Here is a 15,638-nt window from a genome sequence, read left to right on the forward strand (position 1 = left end):
TGCCGCCCGAGCAGCGCTGCACCTGCGCCTGACGGCGGCCCTGCCCGGAGCCCGGCAGACCGGGCACCGCGCCAGGCGGCTGCCGAACCTCCCCAGACAAACCACCCCGACGAACGCAGGAGAACGACCGTGGAGCTCGACCGCACCGACATGGACAAGGTCGTCAACCGGCTCAAGCGCGCCCAGGGCCAGCTCGCCGCCGTCGTGCGCATGATCGACGAGGGGCGGGAGTGCGAGGACGTCGTCACGCAGCTCTCGGCCGTGTCGCGCGCGCTCGACCGCGCGGGCTTCGCGATCATCGCGTCCGGCATGCGCCAGTGCCTCACCGAGCCGGCCGAGGACGGCGAGGACCCGACGCTCGACGTCGCGAAGCTCGAGAAGCTGTTCCTGTCGCTCGCCTGAGGGCCCGGGCGGATCACCGCCCGGTCGCCGGCCCTCGTCGTCCCCGCGACCGGCCCGCGCCGGCCCACCCGAGGGTGGGCGGGCGCGGGTCGAGCCGCGTCAGGCGCCTGCCGGCCGGCCGGCGGGGGCGGCGGCGTCCACCGCGTCGTCCTGCGCCTCGGCGCCGACCGGTGCCGCGAACTGGCTCTCGTACAGTCGCGCGTACGCACCGCCCGCCGCGAGCAGCTCGTCGTGCGAGCCCTGCTCGACGATCGAGCCGTGCTCCATGACGAGGATGGTGTCGGCGTCGCGGATCGTCGACAGACGGTGCGCGATGACGAACGACGTGCGGCCCTCGCGCAGCGCGTTCATCGCCTGCTGCACGAGCACCTCCGTGCGCGTGTCGACCGAGCTCGTCGCCTCGTCGAGGACGAGGATCGCCGGGTCGGCGAGGAAGGCGCGCGCGATGGTGAGGAGCTGCTTCTCCCCCGCGCTCACGCTCGACCCCTCGTCGTCGATCACCGTCGCGTACCCGTCGGGCAGCGTGCGCACGAACGGGTCGACGTGCGTCGCGCGCGTCGCCGCGAGGAACTCCTCCTCGCTCACCTCGCGCCCGTCGCGCACGCCGTACCGCAGGTTCTCCTCGATCGTGCCCTGGAACAGCCACGTGTCCTGGAGCACCATCCCGATGTCGGAGCGCAGGTCGTCGCGCGTCATGGCGCGCGTGTCCACGCCGTCGAGCGTGATCCGGCCCGAGTCCACGTCGTAGAACCGCATGAGCAGGTTGACGAGCGTGGTCTTGCCCGCGCCCGTCGGCCCGACGATCGCGATCGTCTGGCCCGGCTCCACGACGAGGTCGAGGTGCTCGATGAGCGGGGTGTCCGGGCTGTAGGAGAACGACACGTCGTCGAACGCGACGCGACCGCGCACCGGGTCGACCGTCTGCGCCGGCGACGGGTCCGGCGTCTGCTCCTCGGCGTCGAGCAGGTCGTAGACCCGCTCGGCCGACGCGACGCCCGACTGGAGCAGGTTCATCATCGACGCGATCTGCGTGATGGGCTGCGTGAACTGGCGCGAGTACTGGATGAACGCCTGCACGTCGCCGAGCGTCATGGTGCCCGACGCGACGCGCAGCCCGCCGACCACGGCGACGATCACGTAGTTGAGGTTCGCGATGAAGCCCATCGCCGGCTGGATGGTGCCGGAGATGAACTGCGCCTTGAAGCTCGCGTCGTACAGGTCGCCGTTCTCGCGCTCGAAGTCGTCGATCGCGGCCTGCTGGTGGCCGTAGACCTTGACCAGCGTGTGCCCGGTGTACATCTCCTCGATGTGGGCGTTGAGGCGCCCCGTGGCAGCCCACTGCTGGATGAACTGCGGCTGCGAGCGCTTGGCGATCTGGGCCGTGACGATCACGGACAGCGGCACCGTCACGAGCGCGACGACCGCGAGCAGCGGCGAGATCCAGAACATCACGCCGAGCACGCCGACCACGGTGAGGACCGACGTCACGAGCTGCGAGAGCGTCTGCGTGAGCGTCTGGGAGATGTTGTCGATGTCGTTCGTGACGCGCGAGAGGATCTCGCCGCGCGCGTTGCGGTCGAAGTACGACAGCGGGAGGCGCCCGAGCTTGGCCTGCACCTCCCCACGCAGCCGGTAGACGGTGCGCTGCACGACGATCGCCGTGATGCGCCCCTGCAGCCAGCCGAACAGGAACGAGCCGACGTAGACCGCGAGCACCCACGCGAGCACGGTCGCGAGCGCCGTGAAGTCGATGCCCTCGCCCGGGACGAGCCCGGGGACGCCCGAGACGAGGTCCGCGATCTGGTCCTGCCCCTGGGCGCGCAGCGCGTCGACGGCCTGCGCCTGCGTCACGCCCGCGGGGAGCTGGGACCCGACGACGCCCGCGAAGATGATGTTCGTCGCGTTGCCCAGCAGCTTGGGGCCGGCGACCGCGAGCGCCACCGAGACGACGCCGAGGATCACGACGGCGACGATCGGCACGCGCTCGGGCCGCAGCGACGCCGCGAACCGGCGCAGCGAGCCCTTGAAGTCGAGCGCCTTCTCGCCGGGCACGCCCATGCCGCCCATGGGGCCGTGCCCACCGCCGCCGCGGGGACGCCCGGCGAGCCGGGTCCGGGCGACGTCGCCGCCCTTCGCGGGAGCGTCGGAACCGGGCGCGGGGGTGTCCCGGCCCGACGGCGCGGGCGTGCGCGAGGCGTCCTGCTCGCCGCTCATGCTGCCTCCTCGATCGAGAGCTGGGAGTAGACGATCTCCTGGTACGTCTCGTTGGACTCGAGGAGCTCGGCGTGCGTGCCGCGGCCGACGATGCGGCCGTGGTCGAGCACGAGGATCTGGTCGGCGCCGCGGATCGTCGCGACGCGCTGCGCGACGACGATCACCGTGGACCGGCGGGTGCGGGGCGCGAGGGCCGCGCGCAGGCGCGCGTCGGTCGCGTAGTCGAGCGCGGAGAACGAGTCGTCGAACAGGTAGACCGCGGGGTCGCGCACGATCGCGCGGGCGATCGCGAGCCGCTGACGCTGTCCGCCCGAGAAGTTCGTCCCGCCCTGTGCGACGGGCGCCTCGAGCCCGCCGTCCAGCGCCTCGACGAACTCGCGGGCCTGGGCGACGTCGAGCGCCTCCCACATCTGCTCCTCCGTCGCGTCGGGGCGGCCGTACCGGAGGTTGTCCGCGACGGTGCCGGAGAACAGGTACGCCTTCTGCGGCACGAGGCCGAGGAGCGACCCGAGGTCCGCGCCCGTGAGGTCGCGCACGTCGGTCCCGTCGATGCGCACCGACCCGCCCGTGACGTCGAACAGCCGCGGCACGAGGTTGAGCAGCGTCGTCTTGCCGGCGCCGGTCGAGCCGATGATCGCGGTCGTCTGCCCGGGCTCGGCCACGAACGAGACGTCGTGCAGCACCGGGTCCTCCGCTCCCGGGTAGCGGAACTCGACGCCGTCGAGCTCGACGCGCCCGGTCCGCGACGTGAGCGCCACGGGCCGCTCCGGCTCGACGACCGTGGCCGTCGTGCGCAGGACGTCGGTGATGCGCTCGGCGGAGACCGCGGCGCGCGGCACCATCATGAACATCATCGTCGACATCATCACGGCCATGAGGATGTACATGAGGTAGGACAGGAACGCGGTGAGCGCACCGACCTCCATGTCGCCCGCGTCGATCTGGCGCCCGCCGAACCACAGCACCGCGATGCTCGACGCGTTCATGACGAGCATGACGGTCGGGAACATGAGCGCCATGAGCTTGCCCGCCTTGAGCGAGACGTCGAACAGCGCGTCGTTCGCGACGTCGAACCGCTCGGCCTCGTGCCGCTCGCGCACGAACGCGCGGATCACGCGGATGCCCGTGATCTGCTCGCGCAGGACGGCGTTGATGCCGTCGATCTTCTTCTGCATCTGCCGGAAGTACGGGACCATCCGCCAGATGATGAGCCCCACGCTCACGCCGAGCACCGGCACGATGACGAGGAGCAGGCCGGAGAGCTCGACGTTCTCCTGCAGGGCCATGACCACGCCGCCGACGAGCATGATCGGCGCCATGACCATGATCGTCAGGGACAGCAGCACGAGCATCTGCACCTGCTGCACGTCGTTCGTCGTGCGCGTGATGAGGGACGGCGCGCCGAACTGGCCCATCTCCTGGGCGGAGAAGCGCTGCACGTTGGTGAACAGGCCGGCGCGCACGTCGCGGCCGAACGACATCGCGACCCGCGCACCGAAGTACACGGCCCCGACCGCGCACACGACCTGCCCGAGGCTCACGAGGAGCATCAGGCCGCCGGTGCGCATGATGTAGGCGGTGTCGCCCTGCGTGACGCCCTGGTCGATGATGTCGGCGTTGAGGCTCGGGAGGTACAGCGACGCGAGCGTCGCCACGAGCTGGAGCCCGAGGAGGATGAGGATCGGTGTCAGGTAAGGACGCAACCGCGTCTTCAAGAGGCTGACGAGCATGGGTTTCCTGTCCGGGTGGGGGGCTACGGGACGGACGGTCGGGCCGGTGGACGATCCCGGGCGCACCGGGGGGCTCGAACCGTGCGGCGGGCCGGGCGAGGGCCGCCGCAGGGCGCGGGCGGCGCGCCCCTCAGGGCGAGGGGTCGGTGGTGACGTCGGCTCCGATGCCGCCCAGGATCAGGTCGGCGAGCTGCACGGCGTCGAGCCTGTCACCGCCGGACAGGTGCGGCAAGGCGTTTCCGAAGACGAGGGAGAAGACGGCGCGCGCCGCGAGCCCCGGGTCCACGCGCAGCTCCGCGCGGTGGGCGACGAGCGTGCGCTCGATCGCCCCGACGATCTCGCGCGCGGAGCGTTCGCGCGCGTCGAACCCCGCCCGTCGCGCGTCCGGGCCGTGCCCGGCGCGCATCCGCCGCACGGTGTCGGCCCGGTCCTGCCGCTCGGTCCGCGGGTCGCCGGCCCCGGCCCCGTGCGCGCCGCCACGGTGGGGGTCGAGCACCTGGTGGGCCGCGGCGAAGATCCGCATCCCGACGCGCTGCGCCTCGAGCAGGAACTCGACGATGCTCACCACGAGCGGGCGCAGACCGTCGTCGTCGGGGAGGTCAGCGATCGCGGCGACCGCGGGCGCCGGGTCGAGCGAGCGCACGACGGCGGCGTGCAGGATCTCGTCCTTGTCGGCGAACGCGCGGAACAGCGTCCCCTCGGCCACCCCGGCGGCGTCCGCGATCTGCCGGGTCGTCACGGCGGCGCCGTGCTGGACGAGCAGCGGGATCGTCGCGGCCGCGATCGCGTCGCGCCGCTCCTCGCGCGAGAGCGGGCGGGCACGCGTGCGCTCGGGTGCGGGCGCGTCGGGCGTCGCGTCGGGCGACGTGCCGGGCGGCGCGTCCGACGGGGAAGGGAGCGGTGTCACGAGGGCGACGCTAACTGAGTGAGCACTCACTCGCAATGTCGTCCGCTCACGGCGGAACTCCGTACCGCCGACGACACGCCTGCCGCGACGCGCGAGAGCCCCGCACCGGGAAGGTGCGGGGCTCTGCGGTGCGGACCCAGCGTCCGCCGGGGGTCACCCGCAGGGTGCCGACGACGCGGGCGTCAGCGTCGCGGTGCCGTCGGCGTCCGCGTCGGCGTGCGACGTCGAACCCGGAGGTCAGCGGTGCGGCGGGAACGACGGCGGCTGCTCGCCGGACGGCGGCTCGTCCGCCCCGGGCGCGTCCTCCACGGGCGGCGGCGGGGGCGGCGCGTACTGCGCGGGGCCCCCGAGCGGGCGCGGCGTCGCGGCACCCGGCTCCGGCGGGCCCGCGCGGTGCTCGCCGGCGCCGCCCGGGTGCTGGCCGCGCTCGGTCTGCGGGTCGAACGGGAGACCGGAGCGCGTGCCCGCGCTCGTGGCGTCCGCGGTGGCCGCCTCGGCCTGACGACGTGCCTCGGCCAGCGCCTCCGACGGGTCGGTGAGGGACGGCACGCCGAACTTCACACGGTCGCGCTCGCGCTCGCGGCGCGCCTCGGCGCTCGCCTCGGCCGCCTCCGCGTCCTCGGCGGGCGTCGCGCTCGGCACTCCCCCGCCGTCGATCCCGGGCACGCCGCCGAAGCCCTTGGCGATGGACCCGAGAGCAGCCGTGAACTCCGTCGGCACGACCCACAGCTTGCTGGCGCTGCCGTTCGCGATCTGCGGGAGCATCTGGAGGTACTGGTACGCGAGCAGCTTGGGGTCGGCGTCGCCCTCGTGGATGGCGTCGAACACCTGGAGGATCGCGCGCGCCTCGCCCTCGGCCGTGAGGATCTTCGACTGCGCGTCACCCTCGGCCCGGAGGATCGCCGCCTGCTTCTCGCCCTCGGCCGTGAGGATCTGCGACTGCTTGACACCCTCCGCGGTGAGGATCGCCGCACGACGGTCACGCTCGGCGCGCATCTGCTGCTCCATCGAGCCCTGCACGCTCGGCGGCGGGTCGATCGACTTGAGCTCGACGCGGTTGACGCGGATGCCCCAACGCCCGGTGGCCTCGTCGAGCACGCCGCGGAGCTGGCCGTTGATCTGGTCGCGGCTCGTGAGCGTCTGCTCGAGGTCCATCGAACCGATGACGTTGCGCAGGGTCGTCACGGTGAGCTGCTCGATCGCCGTGATGTAGTTCGCGATCTCGTAGACCGCCGACTTGGGCTCCGTGACCTGGAAGTAGATCACCGTGTCGATGCTGACCACGAGGTTGTCGGACGTGATCACGGGCTGCGGCGGGAACGAGACGACCTGTTCGCGCAGGTCGACCGAGGCGCGCACGCGGTCGATGAACGGCACCAGCAGGTGCAGGCCCGGCTCGAGCGTGCGCGAGTACCGGCCCAGGCGCTCGACGATGATCGCGACCGCCTGCGGCACGATGCGCACCGCCTTGACGAGCGCGACGACCACGAAGATCAGGATCAGCGCGAGGACGACGTACGCGAGGATCGTTCCGGGACTGGGGTCGTTCATCGACTACCTCCTGGTCGGCGGCGCGACCGGTCGCCCGGCGGCGCGGTGCGGGTCGTGCCGGTCGGTCACGACCCGGTCGGGTGCTGGGCGGGCAGCGGCGCGACGACGGCCGTCGCGCCGTCGATCCGGACGACGCGCACCTCCGTCCCCACCGGGATCTGGGGGGCGTCGGGCTCGGTCCGCGCGGTCCAGACCTCGCCGACGAGCTTCACGCGGCCGCCGAACTCGCTCACGCGGTCGACGGCGAGCGCCGTCCGGCCGACGTGGGCGGCGACGTTCGTCTCCGTGAGCGGGACCCGCGAGCGCAGGTGGCGCAGGAGCCACGGCCGCAGGGTGAGCAGCAGGACGGCGCTCACGACCGCGAACGCCACGATCTGCAGCCACAACGGCCCGCCGGCAGCGTTGACGCCGGCCGCGGCGAGCGAGCCGCCGGCCAGCATGATGAGCACCAGGTCGAGCGAGATGATCTCCACGAGAGCGAGGAGAAGCGCCGCTCCGACCCACCACAGCCAGTCCATCTCGACCCCCGTTCCCACGTGCGCGCTTTACGTGTACTTTACCGAACTTCCGCCCGCCGTGCACGCGTCCTCGCGCAGGTGCGCGACGCGTGCGTCACACCCGTGCGGCGCGCGCCATCCAGCGCCCACCCCCGTGCGCGACGAGGAGCGGCAGGCCGAACGCGTCGCTGAGGTTCTCGGCCGTGAGGACCTCCTCGACCGGGCCGGCCGTGTGCACGACACCGTCCTTGAGCAGCAGCAGGTGCGTGAACCCGGGCGGGATCTCCTCGACGTGGTGCGTGACGAGCACGAGCACGGGAGACGCCGGGTCGCCCGCGAGCTCGGACAGCGCGCCGACCAGCTCCTCGCGCCCGCCGAGGTCGAGCCCCGCGGCCGGCTCGTCGAGGAGCAGGAGCTCGGGGTCGGTCATGAGCGACCGCGCGATCTGGGTGCGCTTGCGCTCGCCCTCCGAGAGGGTGCCGAACAGGCGGTCCGCCAGGTGGTCGACGCCGAACGCCGCGAGCAGGTCGCTCGCGCGCTCCGCGTCGAACTCCTCGTACTCCTCGCGCCAGCGGCCGGTGACGCCGTACGCGGCCGTCAGGACGACGTCGCGCACCGTCTCGTCACCCGGGATCCGCTCGGCCAGCGCCGCGGAGGCGAGGCCGATGCGCGGGCGCAGCTCGAAGACGTCGACGCGGCCGAGCCGCTCGCCGAGGATGTCCGCCGTGCCCGCGGTGGGGTGCATGCGCGCGGACGCGATCTGCAGCAGGGTCGTCTTGCCGGCGCCGTTGCGGCCCAGCACGACCCACCGCTCGCCCTCGTTCACCTGCCAGTCCACCGCGTCGAGGATGGTCTTGGTGTCACGGCGGACCGTGACGCCCTTCAGGTCGAGAACCGCGCTCATGGTCACCGACCCTATAGGTTGGCCGACGTGGTCTCACACTCGTCCGAGGGCCCGCACGACGCGACCGGCCCGGGTTCCGGTCCCGGCTCCGCGTCCAGCACTGGCGCCCTCCCCCGCAGCGCGCTCCTCGCGCTCTGGCTGCGCGCGGCGCGCCTGGGCGACGACGACGGGCTGGCCCGCCTGCTCCGCGCCGTGCAGCGCGACGACGAGCCGCACGTCGTGTCCGGGGCGCTGGGCGATCTCCGCCTGGAGGACCTGGCCGGGGCGTGGGCCGGCGACGCGCGCGAGGTCGTCGCGCTGGCTCCGGTCCCCGGCGACGTCGGCGGCGTCCCGCCGGAGGCCGCCGCGCGCGCGACCGACGCCGGAGAGTGCGTCGTGGTCACCACGTCGTCCGGCTCGTGGGCGCTCGTCCCGGAGGTCACCGAGTTCGGCAGCGACCTCGAGCCGGGCCACCTCGTGACGTGGCACGTGACGTCGGTGGGACCGTGGAGCACGCGCGCGCTCGGCGCGCTCGGCTCGCTCGCGGAGGCCGAGCGCGACCTGCGCACCGCGCTGCTCCTCGCGACCCGCGCCCTCGACGAGCTCGACGTCGCGCGCTGGCGCGACGACGCCGCCGGCGCCCTCGCGGACCTGCGCGCGGGCGGCGTCCCCGCCTGGCAGCTCCCCGCGTCCGTCCCGCCGCGCGCCGTCCAGGTGCTCACCCAGGCCGCCCGCCTGCGCGCCATCGTCGACCTGGCCACCGCCGACGACGGCGGGTCCGTCAACCTCTGGCAGGCCGACCAGCGCTCCACCGCCCTGCGCGAGGTCGACCGCGCCTCCCGCCACGCTCTCGGCGCCGCCACCCTCTGGATCGCCGCCTCCTGACGCTCCGCGAGATCGACCCGTGCGTCGTGAGATCGACCCCCAGAGGGTCGATCTCGAACGTTGGGGTCGATCTCACGAGGGTGCGGCGCCCGGGCACGCAGGCCCAGGGTGCGTTGATCGATGTGGTGCCGCGGGGCTGAAAGTCGTTGCGGTCCATCCCGATAGAATTGAGGGCGTGCGCGAGGAGCATCTGTTCGGTATCCACCTCTACCCGGCGACGGTGAGAACGGACGTCGTTTCCGGGGCTCGCGAGATCGGCAGTGTCCACGACGGGGAGTTTCTGGTCATGGAGGACAGCGACGGGACGACATCGGTGTGCGATGTCGCGACAGGCGAGTGTTCCCCGCTCAACCGCGACCGAAGGGCCACCGAGGGCTTCCTGGAGGCCTTCGCAGAGTATCTCGGCTCCGGGCCGCCTGCCCCGACACCGGTGACGATGACGGCTGAACAGGCCGCGGAGCGTCTTCGTGCATTCCAGGAGGGGCAGGTTCCTCCCCGCGTCCTCCCAGCACGCAACGGCCTCTCTCACCGCACACGGCTGAGGAAGCTCCGAAAGCGGCTGCACGCGATCGATCGCACCGCGACCGGGCCGGACTCATGGTGGAGCGGCCCCATCGAAGAGGCGGAGAACGACCTGCTCTGAGGTGCGTCACGGTGAGATGGTGCGTCGCCAGGTCGAGGTGGCGGCGAGGGCGATCGCGGCGCGGCGGTTGCGGGCGAGCCCGTCGGTTCGGATCGCATGCCGGGCCACCCCTTGAGCTCGTTGACGTAGCGCTCGACGACGTTCCGGTCGCGGTAGCGGACCTGCTGCTGGCGCCGACGTCGATCGGCCGTCCGGGCCTCTGCGGTGGGGCCGCGGGTGGGTGGCCGCGTCAGTCGGGCAGGTTGTCGGTGACGAGGCGGGAGCGGGCCTCGTAGACGCGCAGCGGGTCGGCGGTGCTGGTGGTGGTCGCGGTGCCGGTGACGTCGGTCCAGGTGGTGGTGCCGGTGATGCGGAACTGTCCGGACCAGGTCGTGGTGAGCGTGATCTGGACCTGCTCGGCCGGTTGGTCGTAGGTGTGCGCGACGGTGTGGTGCGGGTAGGCGGCGCCGGGGTCGGTCGTGGAGACCGGGGGCGTGCCGTCGCCGTAGTCCCACGCGTACGAGCGTGGGGTGGCGCGGATCTGCACGGGGATGCCGAGCAGGGTCGTGTCCAGGGTCTGCTCCCCGGGCTGGGTGTAGGTGATGGTGGGGACGTTGACCAGGGTCCACCCGTCCGGGGGCTGGACCACGATCGGCGACGGCGCGATGGTCAGGGTGCGGAACGCCGCCTCGGCCTCGCCGGCCAGGTCGACGGCGCCGAGGCAGGACGCGTCGGCGACGAGCTCCCAGCCCGAGACCGCGGTCCGGGTGCCGTCCGTGGTGTTGGTCCAGGTCTGGCGGAACAACGGCTCCAACGCGACCTGGTCCGCGGTGCACCCGGGGTCGAACCCCGCCGCGTTCTGCCCGTCCGGGCACGCGGGCACCAGCCCGGGCAGCGTCGTGGCATGGTCACCGTCGTAGCACCGGTACGCCGGCCCGCGCCGGTACGCCTCCGACGCCGGACCACCGTCCGCCGCCGCGGGCACGTACTCCGCCCCACCATTCGGCGCCGCCGTACCGTGGACTATCGCCTTGCTGCCGCCCAGTTCACCCCAGATCTCCGCGTCCCGTGTTCCGTCTGGGGGTGCAACGTTCGCAACGATCGCACCAACGAGGCCAGCAAGTGCAAGTAGTCGCGCGGTCATTCGGCACTCGTCACAGCGAGAACGAGCCAGCCATCAGCCAGGTGCTTCATGTCGATCTGCAGCCTTCCGCTTGCCCCTTGATCCTCCGAGACAATCGAGCCGTCCACTGCGACACGCTTGTGAGGCGACTGCACGAAGTCGAACAAGACTGGAAACCCACCAACGAAGTCGTCGTATGCACCCACGTTTGGGTTAGTCACTTCGATTCCGGCTCCCGTGAACGAGTCGTCGTTTGCACGCACGTCGCTCGCCCGGTCGCGAACGCTGGTGCAGAACGTGCACGTCTCGGCCCACGTCATCGCGTCCCACTCGGCGGTGTCACCCGTCGCGAGAACGTACGCGTACAACGACAGGAAGTACTCCGCCGCCGCGGCGGCACCCTCGGCGTCGTCGCGGTCCATCGCCGCGGGACGTTCCGGCTTCACCGGTCCGGTCTCGCCAGGCGTCGGCGCGGGGGACTCCGCCGGCGACGGCACGACCGGCTCGTCGACCGACGGTGACGGACCAGGGCCACCACCACCGGTGCACCCGGCGACCACGCACCCCATCGCGACGACGACGCCCACGACGAGCGACCGCCGTCGGGCACGGGACAGCACACGAGAACGACGCACGAGACCCCCTGCAGATCGATGCGAACCACCCCGCACGCCACACCGACGGGGCGCGCGGGCTGCCCAGCAACCTAGCGAAACCGCACCGCCGACGGAACCGCGCGTCCCGCCCTGTGGACAACGGAGGTTCGTCGCCCCGCTCCCCGGCGATTCGGTCAGCCGGACGCACGGACCGGCGGGTCACGATCGACGTCGCCCGGTGGCGCGGGGTGAGAAGCGAGACGTGGCCCCTCGTGGAGCGCGCCGGAGGGCCACGTCTCACGACTCGCCGACCACTCGGGCACCCGCACCCCGTGCGCGCGCCGTCAGGAGCGCGACGTCACGTGCGCGTCGAGGTGCGCGAGGGAGGACGCCATCCCGGTGGCGTGGTCCTCCGGGGAGATGCCCGACGGCACGCCCGTCGCCCGCACGGTGACACGGGCGCCGTCGTCTGCGGGCTCGACGGTCCAGGTCATCGTCATGGTCCCGGCGAACGCCGGGTCGTCGGACGCGAAGTCGACCTGCTGCACGACCCTCCGGCCGGGGACGAGGTCGACGATCGCGACGTCGACGACGTCGGTCCCCTCGCCGGTCTTGCCGGGGTCGGCCTGCGGGTCGTCGTAGGCGAGGACCATGCGGTAGCCGCCGCCGGGGCGCAGGTCGAAGCGCTCGAAACGGCCCGACATGCCGTCGGGCGGGAGCCACGCGGCGAGCGCGTCCCGGTCGACGAGGGCCCGGTAGACGTCGCGGGGCGCGGCGGCGACGAGGCGCGACGCCTCGTCGACCCGGCCGGCTCCCGCGGTGGTCACGACCGCTCCAGCACCGTCCGGTAGACGTCGAGCGTGCGCTCGCCGATCGCGTCCCACGCGAAGTGGTCCTCGACGCGCTGCCGCGCGGCACGGCCCATCTCGGCGGCGCGCTCGGGGTCGCTCACGACCTGGGTCAGCGCGGCCGCGAGGTCCGCGACGAACCGGTCGGGGTCCAGCGGGGTGCCCGTGCCGTCGTCCGCCTGGTCGATGGGCACGAGGAGGCCCGTGACGCCGTCGTCCACGACCTCGGGGATGCCGCCCGTGGCGGTCCCGACGACCGGCAGGCCGACCGCCATGGCCTCGAGGTTGACGATGCCGAGCGGCTCGTACACGGACGGGCAGACGAACACGGTGGACGCGGCGAGCACGGCGACGAGCTCGGCTCGCGGGAGCATCTGCTCGATCCAGACGACGCCGCTGCGCTCCTTCTGCAGCTCGGCGACGGCGCCGCTCACCTCGGCGGCGATCTCCGGGGTGTCGGGGGCGCCGGCGCACAGGACGAGCTGGACGTCGTCGGGCAGCGAGCGTGCGGCGCGCAGCAGGTACGGCAGGCCTTTCTGGCGCGTGATCCGGCCGACGAACACGACGGCGGGACGGTCGGGGTCGATCCCGAGGGCGCGCACGACCCCGTCCGCGCCGCCGCGCTGCGTCTCCGACTCCGGACGCCGCCAGCCGTCGAGGTCGATGCCGTTGTGCACCACGTGGACCTTCGCGGGGTCGACCTGCGGGTAGACCCGCAGGATGTCGTCGCGCATGCCACCGGACACGGCGATGATCCCCGCCGCACCCTCGTACGCGGTGCGCTCGGCCCAGGACGACAGCGCGTACCCGCCGCCGAGCTGCTCGGCCTTCCACGGGCGCAGCGGCTCGAGCGAGTGCGCGGAGAGCACGTGCGGGACGCCGTGCAGGAGGCCCGCGAGGTGGCCGCCGAGGTTCGCGTACCAGGTGTGGGAGTGCACGAGGTCGGCGCCTGCCACGTCGTCGGCCATCTGGAGGTCGACGCCGAACGTCCCGAGCGCGGCGTTCGCACCGGACAGGACGCCCGGGACCGAGTAGCCGGTCACGTCGTCCTCGGCGCGCGGGCCGTCGAAGCAGCGCACGCGCACGTCGACGTGGCGGCGCAGGACCGCGGACAGCTCGGCGACGTGCACGCCGGCGCCGCCGTAGACGTGCGGCGGGTACTCACGGGTCAGCAGGTCCACTCTCACGCGCCACACCGTAGCCGAGTCGCCCGCCACGGTCCCGCGATGACCGCCGGTGCGGACGGCGCGGACGCGCCGCGCCCACGATGCGGGTCCCTGCTGCGTGGTGCCGCCCCGAGGGGCTACCGTCTGGGCATGGCCGCCGCACCACGAGTCCTCGCCATCGTCCTCGCCGGGGGCGAGGGCAAGCGCCTCATGCCGCTCACCGCGTCCCGGGCCAAGCCCGCGGTGCCGTTCGGGGGCATCTACCGCCTCGTGGACTTCGCGCTGTCCAACCTGGTGAACTCGCACTACCTGCACATCATCGTGCTCACGCAGTACAAGTCCCACAGCCTGGACCGGCACATCACCAAGACGTGGCGCATGTCGTCGCTCCTGGGCAACTACGTGGCGCCGGTGCCCGCGCAGCAGCGCGTCGGCAAGCACTGGTACCTCGGCAGCGCCGACGCGATCTACCAGTGCCTCAACATCATCGACGACGAGCGGCCGGACATCGTCGTCGTCGTCGGCGCGGACCACGTGTACCGCATGGACTTCTCCCAGATGGTCGACGCGCACGTCGAGTCGGGCGCGCAGCTCACCGTCGCGGGCATCCGGCAGCCGATCTCCATGGCGGACCAGTTCGGCGTCATCGAGACCGACCCGAAGGACCCGACGAAGATCGCGGCGTTCCGCGAGAAGCCCAAGGACCCGGTCGGCCTCGCGGACTCGCCCGACGAGGTGCTCGCGTCGATGGGCAACTACGTCATCGACACCGACGCGCTCGTCGAGGCCGTGACGTCGGACGCCGCGAACGCGGACTCGCGCCACGACATGGGCGGCGACATCGTGCCCGCGTTCGTCGAGAAGGGCACGGCGGCGGTCTACGACTTCATCCGCAACGACGTCCCCGGCTCGACGGACCGCGACCGCGACTACTGGCGCGACGTGGGGACGATCGACTCGTACTACGACGCGAACAAGGACCTCATCGCCGTCACGCCGGTCTTCAACCTCTACAACGAGGAGTGGCCGCTGCACACGGGCTACACGGGCCTGCCGCCCGCGAAGTTCGTGCACGCGGGCCGCGGGCGCCTCGGGCACGCCGCGGACTCGATCGTCTCCCCCGGCGTGATCATCTCGGGCGCGACGGCGGTCGGATCGGTCCTCTCTCCCGGCACCTACCTGCACTCGTGGTCGTCCGTCTCGGACTCCGTGCTCATGGACGGCGTCCAGGTGCACCGGCACGCGCAGGTCCACCGCGCGATCATCGACAAGAACGTCGTCGTGGGCGAGCAGGCGCGCATCGGGCTCGACCCGGAGCAGGACCGCGCCCGCGGGTTCACGGTCACCGAGTCCGGTATCACCGTCGTCCCCAAGGGGACGGTCGTCGAGTGACACCGTCCTCCCTCGGCGTCGTGCCCGACGCCGTCCGCGCCGCGCTGCCCGACGACGCGCCCGCCGAGGCGCCCGGCCCGGGCGTCGACGAGACCGACACCGCGAGGAGCCCCCGCGTGACCCCCGACCCCACGAGCGGCCCCGTCCGGCTCCTCGTCATGGACGTGGACTCGACGCTCATCGAGCAGGAGGTCATCGAGCTGCTCGCCGACCACGCGGGCACACGCGCCGAGGTCACCGAGGTGACCGAGCGCGCGATGCGCGGCGAGATCGACTTCGGGGCGTCGCTGCGCGAGCGCGTCGCGACCCTCGCCGGGGTTCCCGTCGAGGCCTTCGCCGACGTCCGCGCCCGCGCGACGTTCACGCCGGGCGTGCGCGAGCTCGTCGCCGAGGCGCGCCGTCGCGGCTGGGAGGTCGGGCTCGTGTCGGGCGGTTTCGAGGAGATCGTCGCCGACCTCGCGGCGGAGCTGGGGATCACGCGCTTCCGCGCGAACCGGCTCGAGGTCGCCGACGGTCGGCTCACCGGTCGCACGACCGGCCCGGTCGTGGACCGCGCCGCGAAGGAGGTCGCGCTGCGCGAGTTCGCGGCCGAGCTCGGCCTGCCGATGAGCGCGACGATCGCCGTGGGCGACGGTGCGAACGACCTCGACATGATCGGCGCCGCGGGCATCGGGGTCGCGTTCGCCGCGAAGCCGGTCGTGCGCGCGCAGGCCCCCTACGGCGTCGACGGGCCGCGCATCGACGCCGTCCTCGACGTCGTCGACCGGGTGGACGCCACCCGCTGAGCCGCGACGGCCACGCGAGAGAGCCCTGGTCCGCACG

Annotated in this window: 15 protein-coding genes; 5 read left to right on the top strand and 10 right to left on the bottom strand. The window is 72.8% G+C overall.

Features of this window, described 5'->3' with window-relative positions; translation table 11 throughout:
• Positions 1-129 precede the first annotated feature (129 nt).
• Complete coding sequence (locus tag NHH00_RS02915) at positions 130-402, top strand: metal-sensitive transcriptional regulator (protein ID WP_253049936.1); 273 nt, start codon at positions 130-132, stop codon at positions 400-402.
• 99 nt (positions 403-501) lie between these two features.
• Here NHH00_RS02915 and NHH00_RS02920 read toward each other — a convergent pair whose 3' ends face one another.
• The 6 genes from NHH00_RS02920 to NHH00_RS02945 form a co-directional block, all read right to left on the bottom strand.
• Positions 502-2,616, bottom strand: a complete 2,115-nt coding sequence (locus NHH00_RS02920; RefSeq protein ID WP_253049938.1) for an ABC transporter ATP-binding protein — start codon at positions 2,614-2,616, stop codon at positions 502-504.
• A complete protein-coding gene (locus NHH00_RS02925) occupies positions 2,613-4,346 on the bottom strand; it encodes an ABC transporter ATP-binding protein (protein ID WP_253049940.1) in 1,734 nt (577 codons plus the stop codon). Before NHH00_RS02925 ends, NHH00_RS02920 begins: the two co-directional genes overlap by 4 nt.
• A 130-nt stretch (positions 4,347-4,476) precedes the next feature.
• On the bottom strand, positions 4,477-5,253 hold the full coding sequence (locus NHH00_RS02930) for a TetR/AcrR family transcriptional regulator (RefSeq protein WP_253049942.1): 777 nt from the start codon (positions 5,251-5,253) through the stop codon (positions 4,477-4,479).
• Between the two features lie 237 nt (positions 5,254-5,490).
• The gene (locus NHH00_RS02935; RefSeq protein ID WP_253049944.1) at positions 5,491-6,804 is read right to left on the bottom strand and encodes an SPFH domain-containing protein; all 1,314 of its coding nucleotides are present in this window, start codon (positions 6,802-6,804) and stop codon (positions 5,491-5,493) included.
• 65 nt (positions 6,805-6,869) lie between these two features.
• Positions 6,870-7,340: an NfeD family protein gene (locus NHH00_RS02940; RefSeq protein WP_308202250.1), complete on the bottom strand. Its 471-nt coding sequence runs from the start codon at positions 7,338-7,340 to the stop codon at positions 6,870-6,872.
• Positions 7,341-7,416: 76 nt separating this feature from the next.
• Positions 7,417-8,205 carry an ABC transporter ATP-binding protein gene (locus NHH00_RS02945; RefSeq protein ID WP_253049946.1) on the bottom strand — a complete coding sequence of 263 codons (789 nt, stop codon included), beginning with the start codon at positions 8,203-8,205 and terminating at the stop codon, positions 7,417-7,419.
• 27 nt (positions 8,206-8,232) lie between these two features.
• Between NHH00_RS02945 and NHH00_RS02950 the strand changes: the two genes are divergently transcribed.
• Together NHH00_RS02950 and NHH00_RS02955 are read left to right on the top strand one after the other, a co-directional pair.
• Complete coding sequence (locus NHH00_RS02950) at positions 8,233-9,069, top strand: hypothetical protein (protein WP_253049948.1); 837 nt, start codon at positions 8,233-8,235, stop codon at positions 9,067-9,069.
• Between the two features lie 175 nt (positions 9,070-9,244).
• Positions 9,245-9,712, top strand: coding sequence for a hypothetical protein (locus NHH00_RS02955; protein WP_253049950.1), 468 nt, complete (start codon positions 9,245-9,247; stop codon positions 9,710-9,712).
• A 229-nt stretch (positions 9,713-9,941) separates the two neighbouring features.
• Here the strand turns inward: NHH00_RS02955 and NHH00_RS02960 are convergent, their stop codons facing one another.
• The 4 genes from NHH00_RS02960 to glgA form a co-directional block, all read right to left on the bottom strand.
• The gene (locus tag NHH00_RS02960; protein ID WP_253049952.1) at positions 9,942-10,676 is read right to left on the bottom strand and encodes a hypothetical protein; all 735 of its coding nucleotides are present in this window, start codon (positions 10,674-10,676) and stop codon (positions 9,942-9,944) included.
• 155 nt (positions 10,677-10,831) lie between these two features.
• Positions 10,832-11,401, bottom strand: coding sequence for a DUF6318 family protein (locus tag NHH00_RS02965; RefSeq protein WP_253049954.1), 570 nt, complete (start codon positions 11,399-11,401; stop codon positions 10,832-10,834).
• A 353-nt stretch (positions 11,402-11,754) separates the two neighbouring features.
• Complete coding sequence (locus NHH00_RS02970) at positions 11,755-12,237, bottom strand: SRPBCC domain-containing protein (RefSeq protein ID WP_253049956.1); 483 nt, start codon at positions 12,235-12,237, stop codon at positions 11,755-11,757.
• Positions 12,234-13,445: a glycogen synthase gene (gene glgA / locus NHH00_RS02975; protein WP_253049958.1), complete on the bottom strand. Its 1,212-nt coding sequence runs from the start codon at positions 13,443-13,445 to the stop codon at positions 12,234-12,236. The genes NHH00_RS02970 and glgA overlap by 4 nt, the downstream gene beginning before the upstream one ends.
• Positions 13,446-13,574: 129 nt before the next feature.
• Here glgA and glgC point away from each other — a divergent pair, with 129 nt between their 5' ends.
• Both glgC and serB read left to right on the top strand, forming a co-directional pair.
• Complete coding sequence (glgC, locus tag NHH00_RS02980) at positions 13,575-14,816, top strand: glucose-1-phosphate adenylyltransferase (RefSeq protein WP_253049960.1); 1,242 nt, start codon at positions 13,575-13,577, stop codon at positions 14,814-14,816.
• Positions 14,817-14,932: 116 nt separating this feature from the next.
• Positions 14,933-15,601, top strand: a complete 669-nt coding sequence (gene serB / locus NHH00_RS02985) for a phosphoserine phosphatase SerB (RefSeq protein WP_308202265.1) — start codon at positions 14,933-14,935, stop codon at positions 15,599-15,601.
• Positions 15,602-15,638 lie beyond the last annotated feature (37 nt).

The sequence above is a fragment of the Cellulosimicrobium cellulans genome (assembly GCF_024124905.1).
Lineage (GTDB): Bacteria > Actinomycetota > Actinomycetes > Actinomycetales > Cellulomonadaceae > Cellulosimicrobium > Cellulosimicrobium cellulans_G.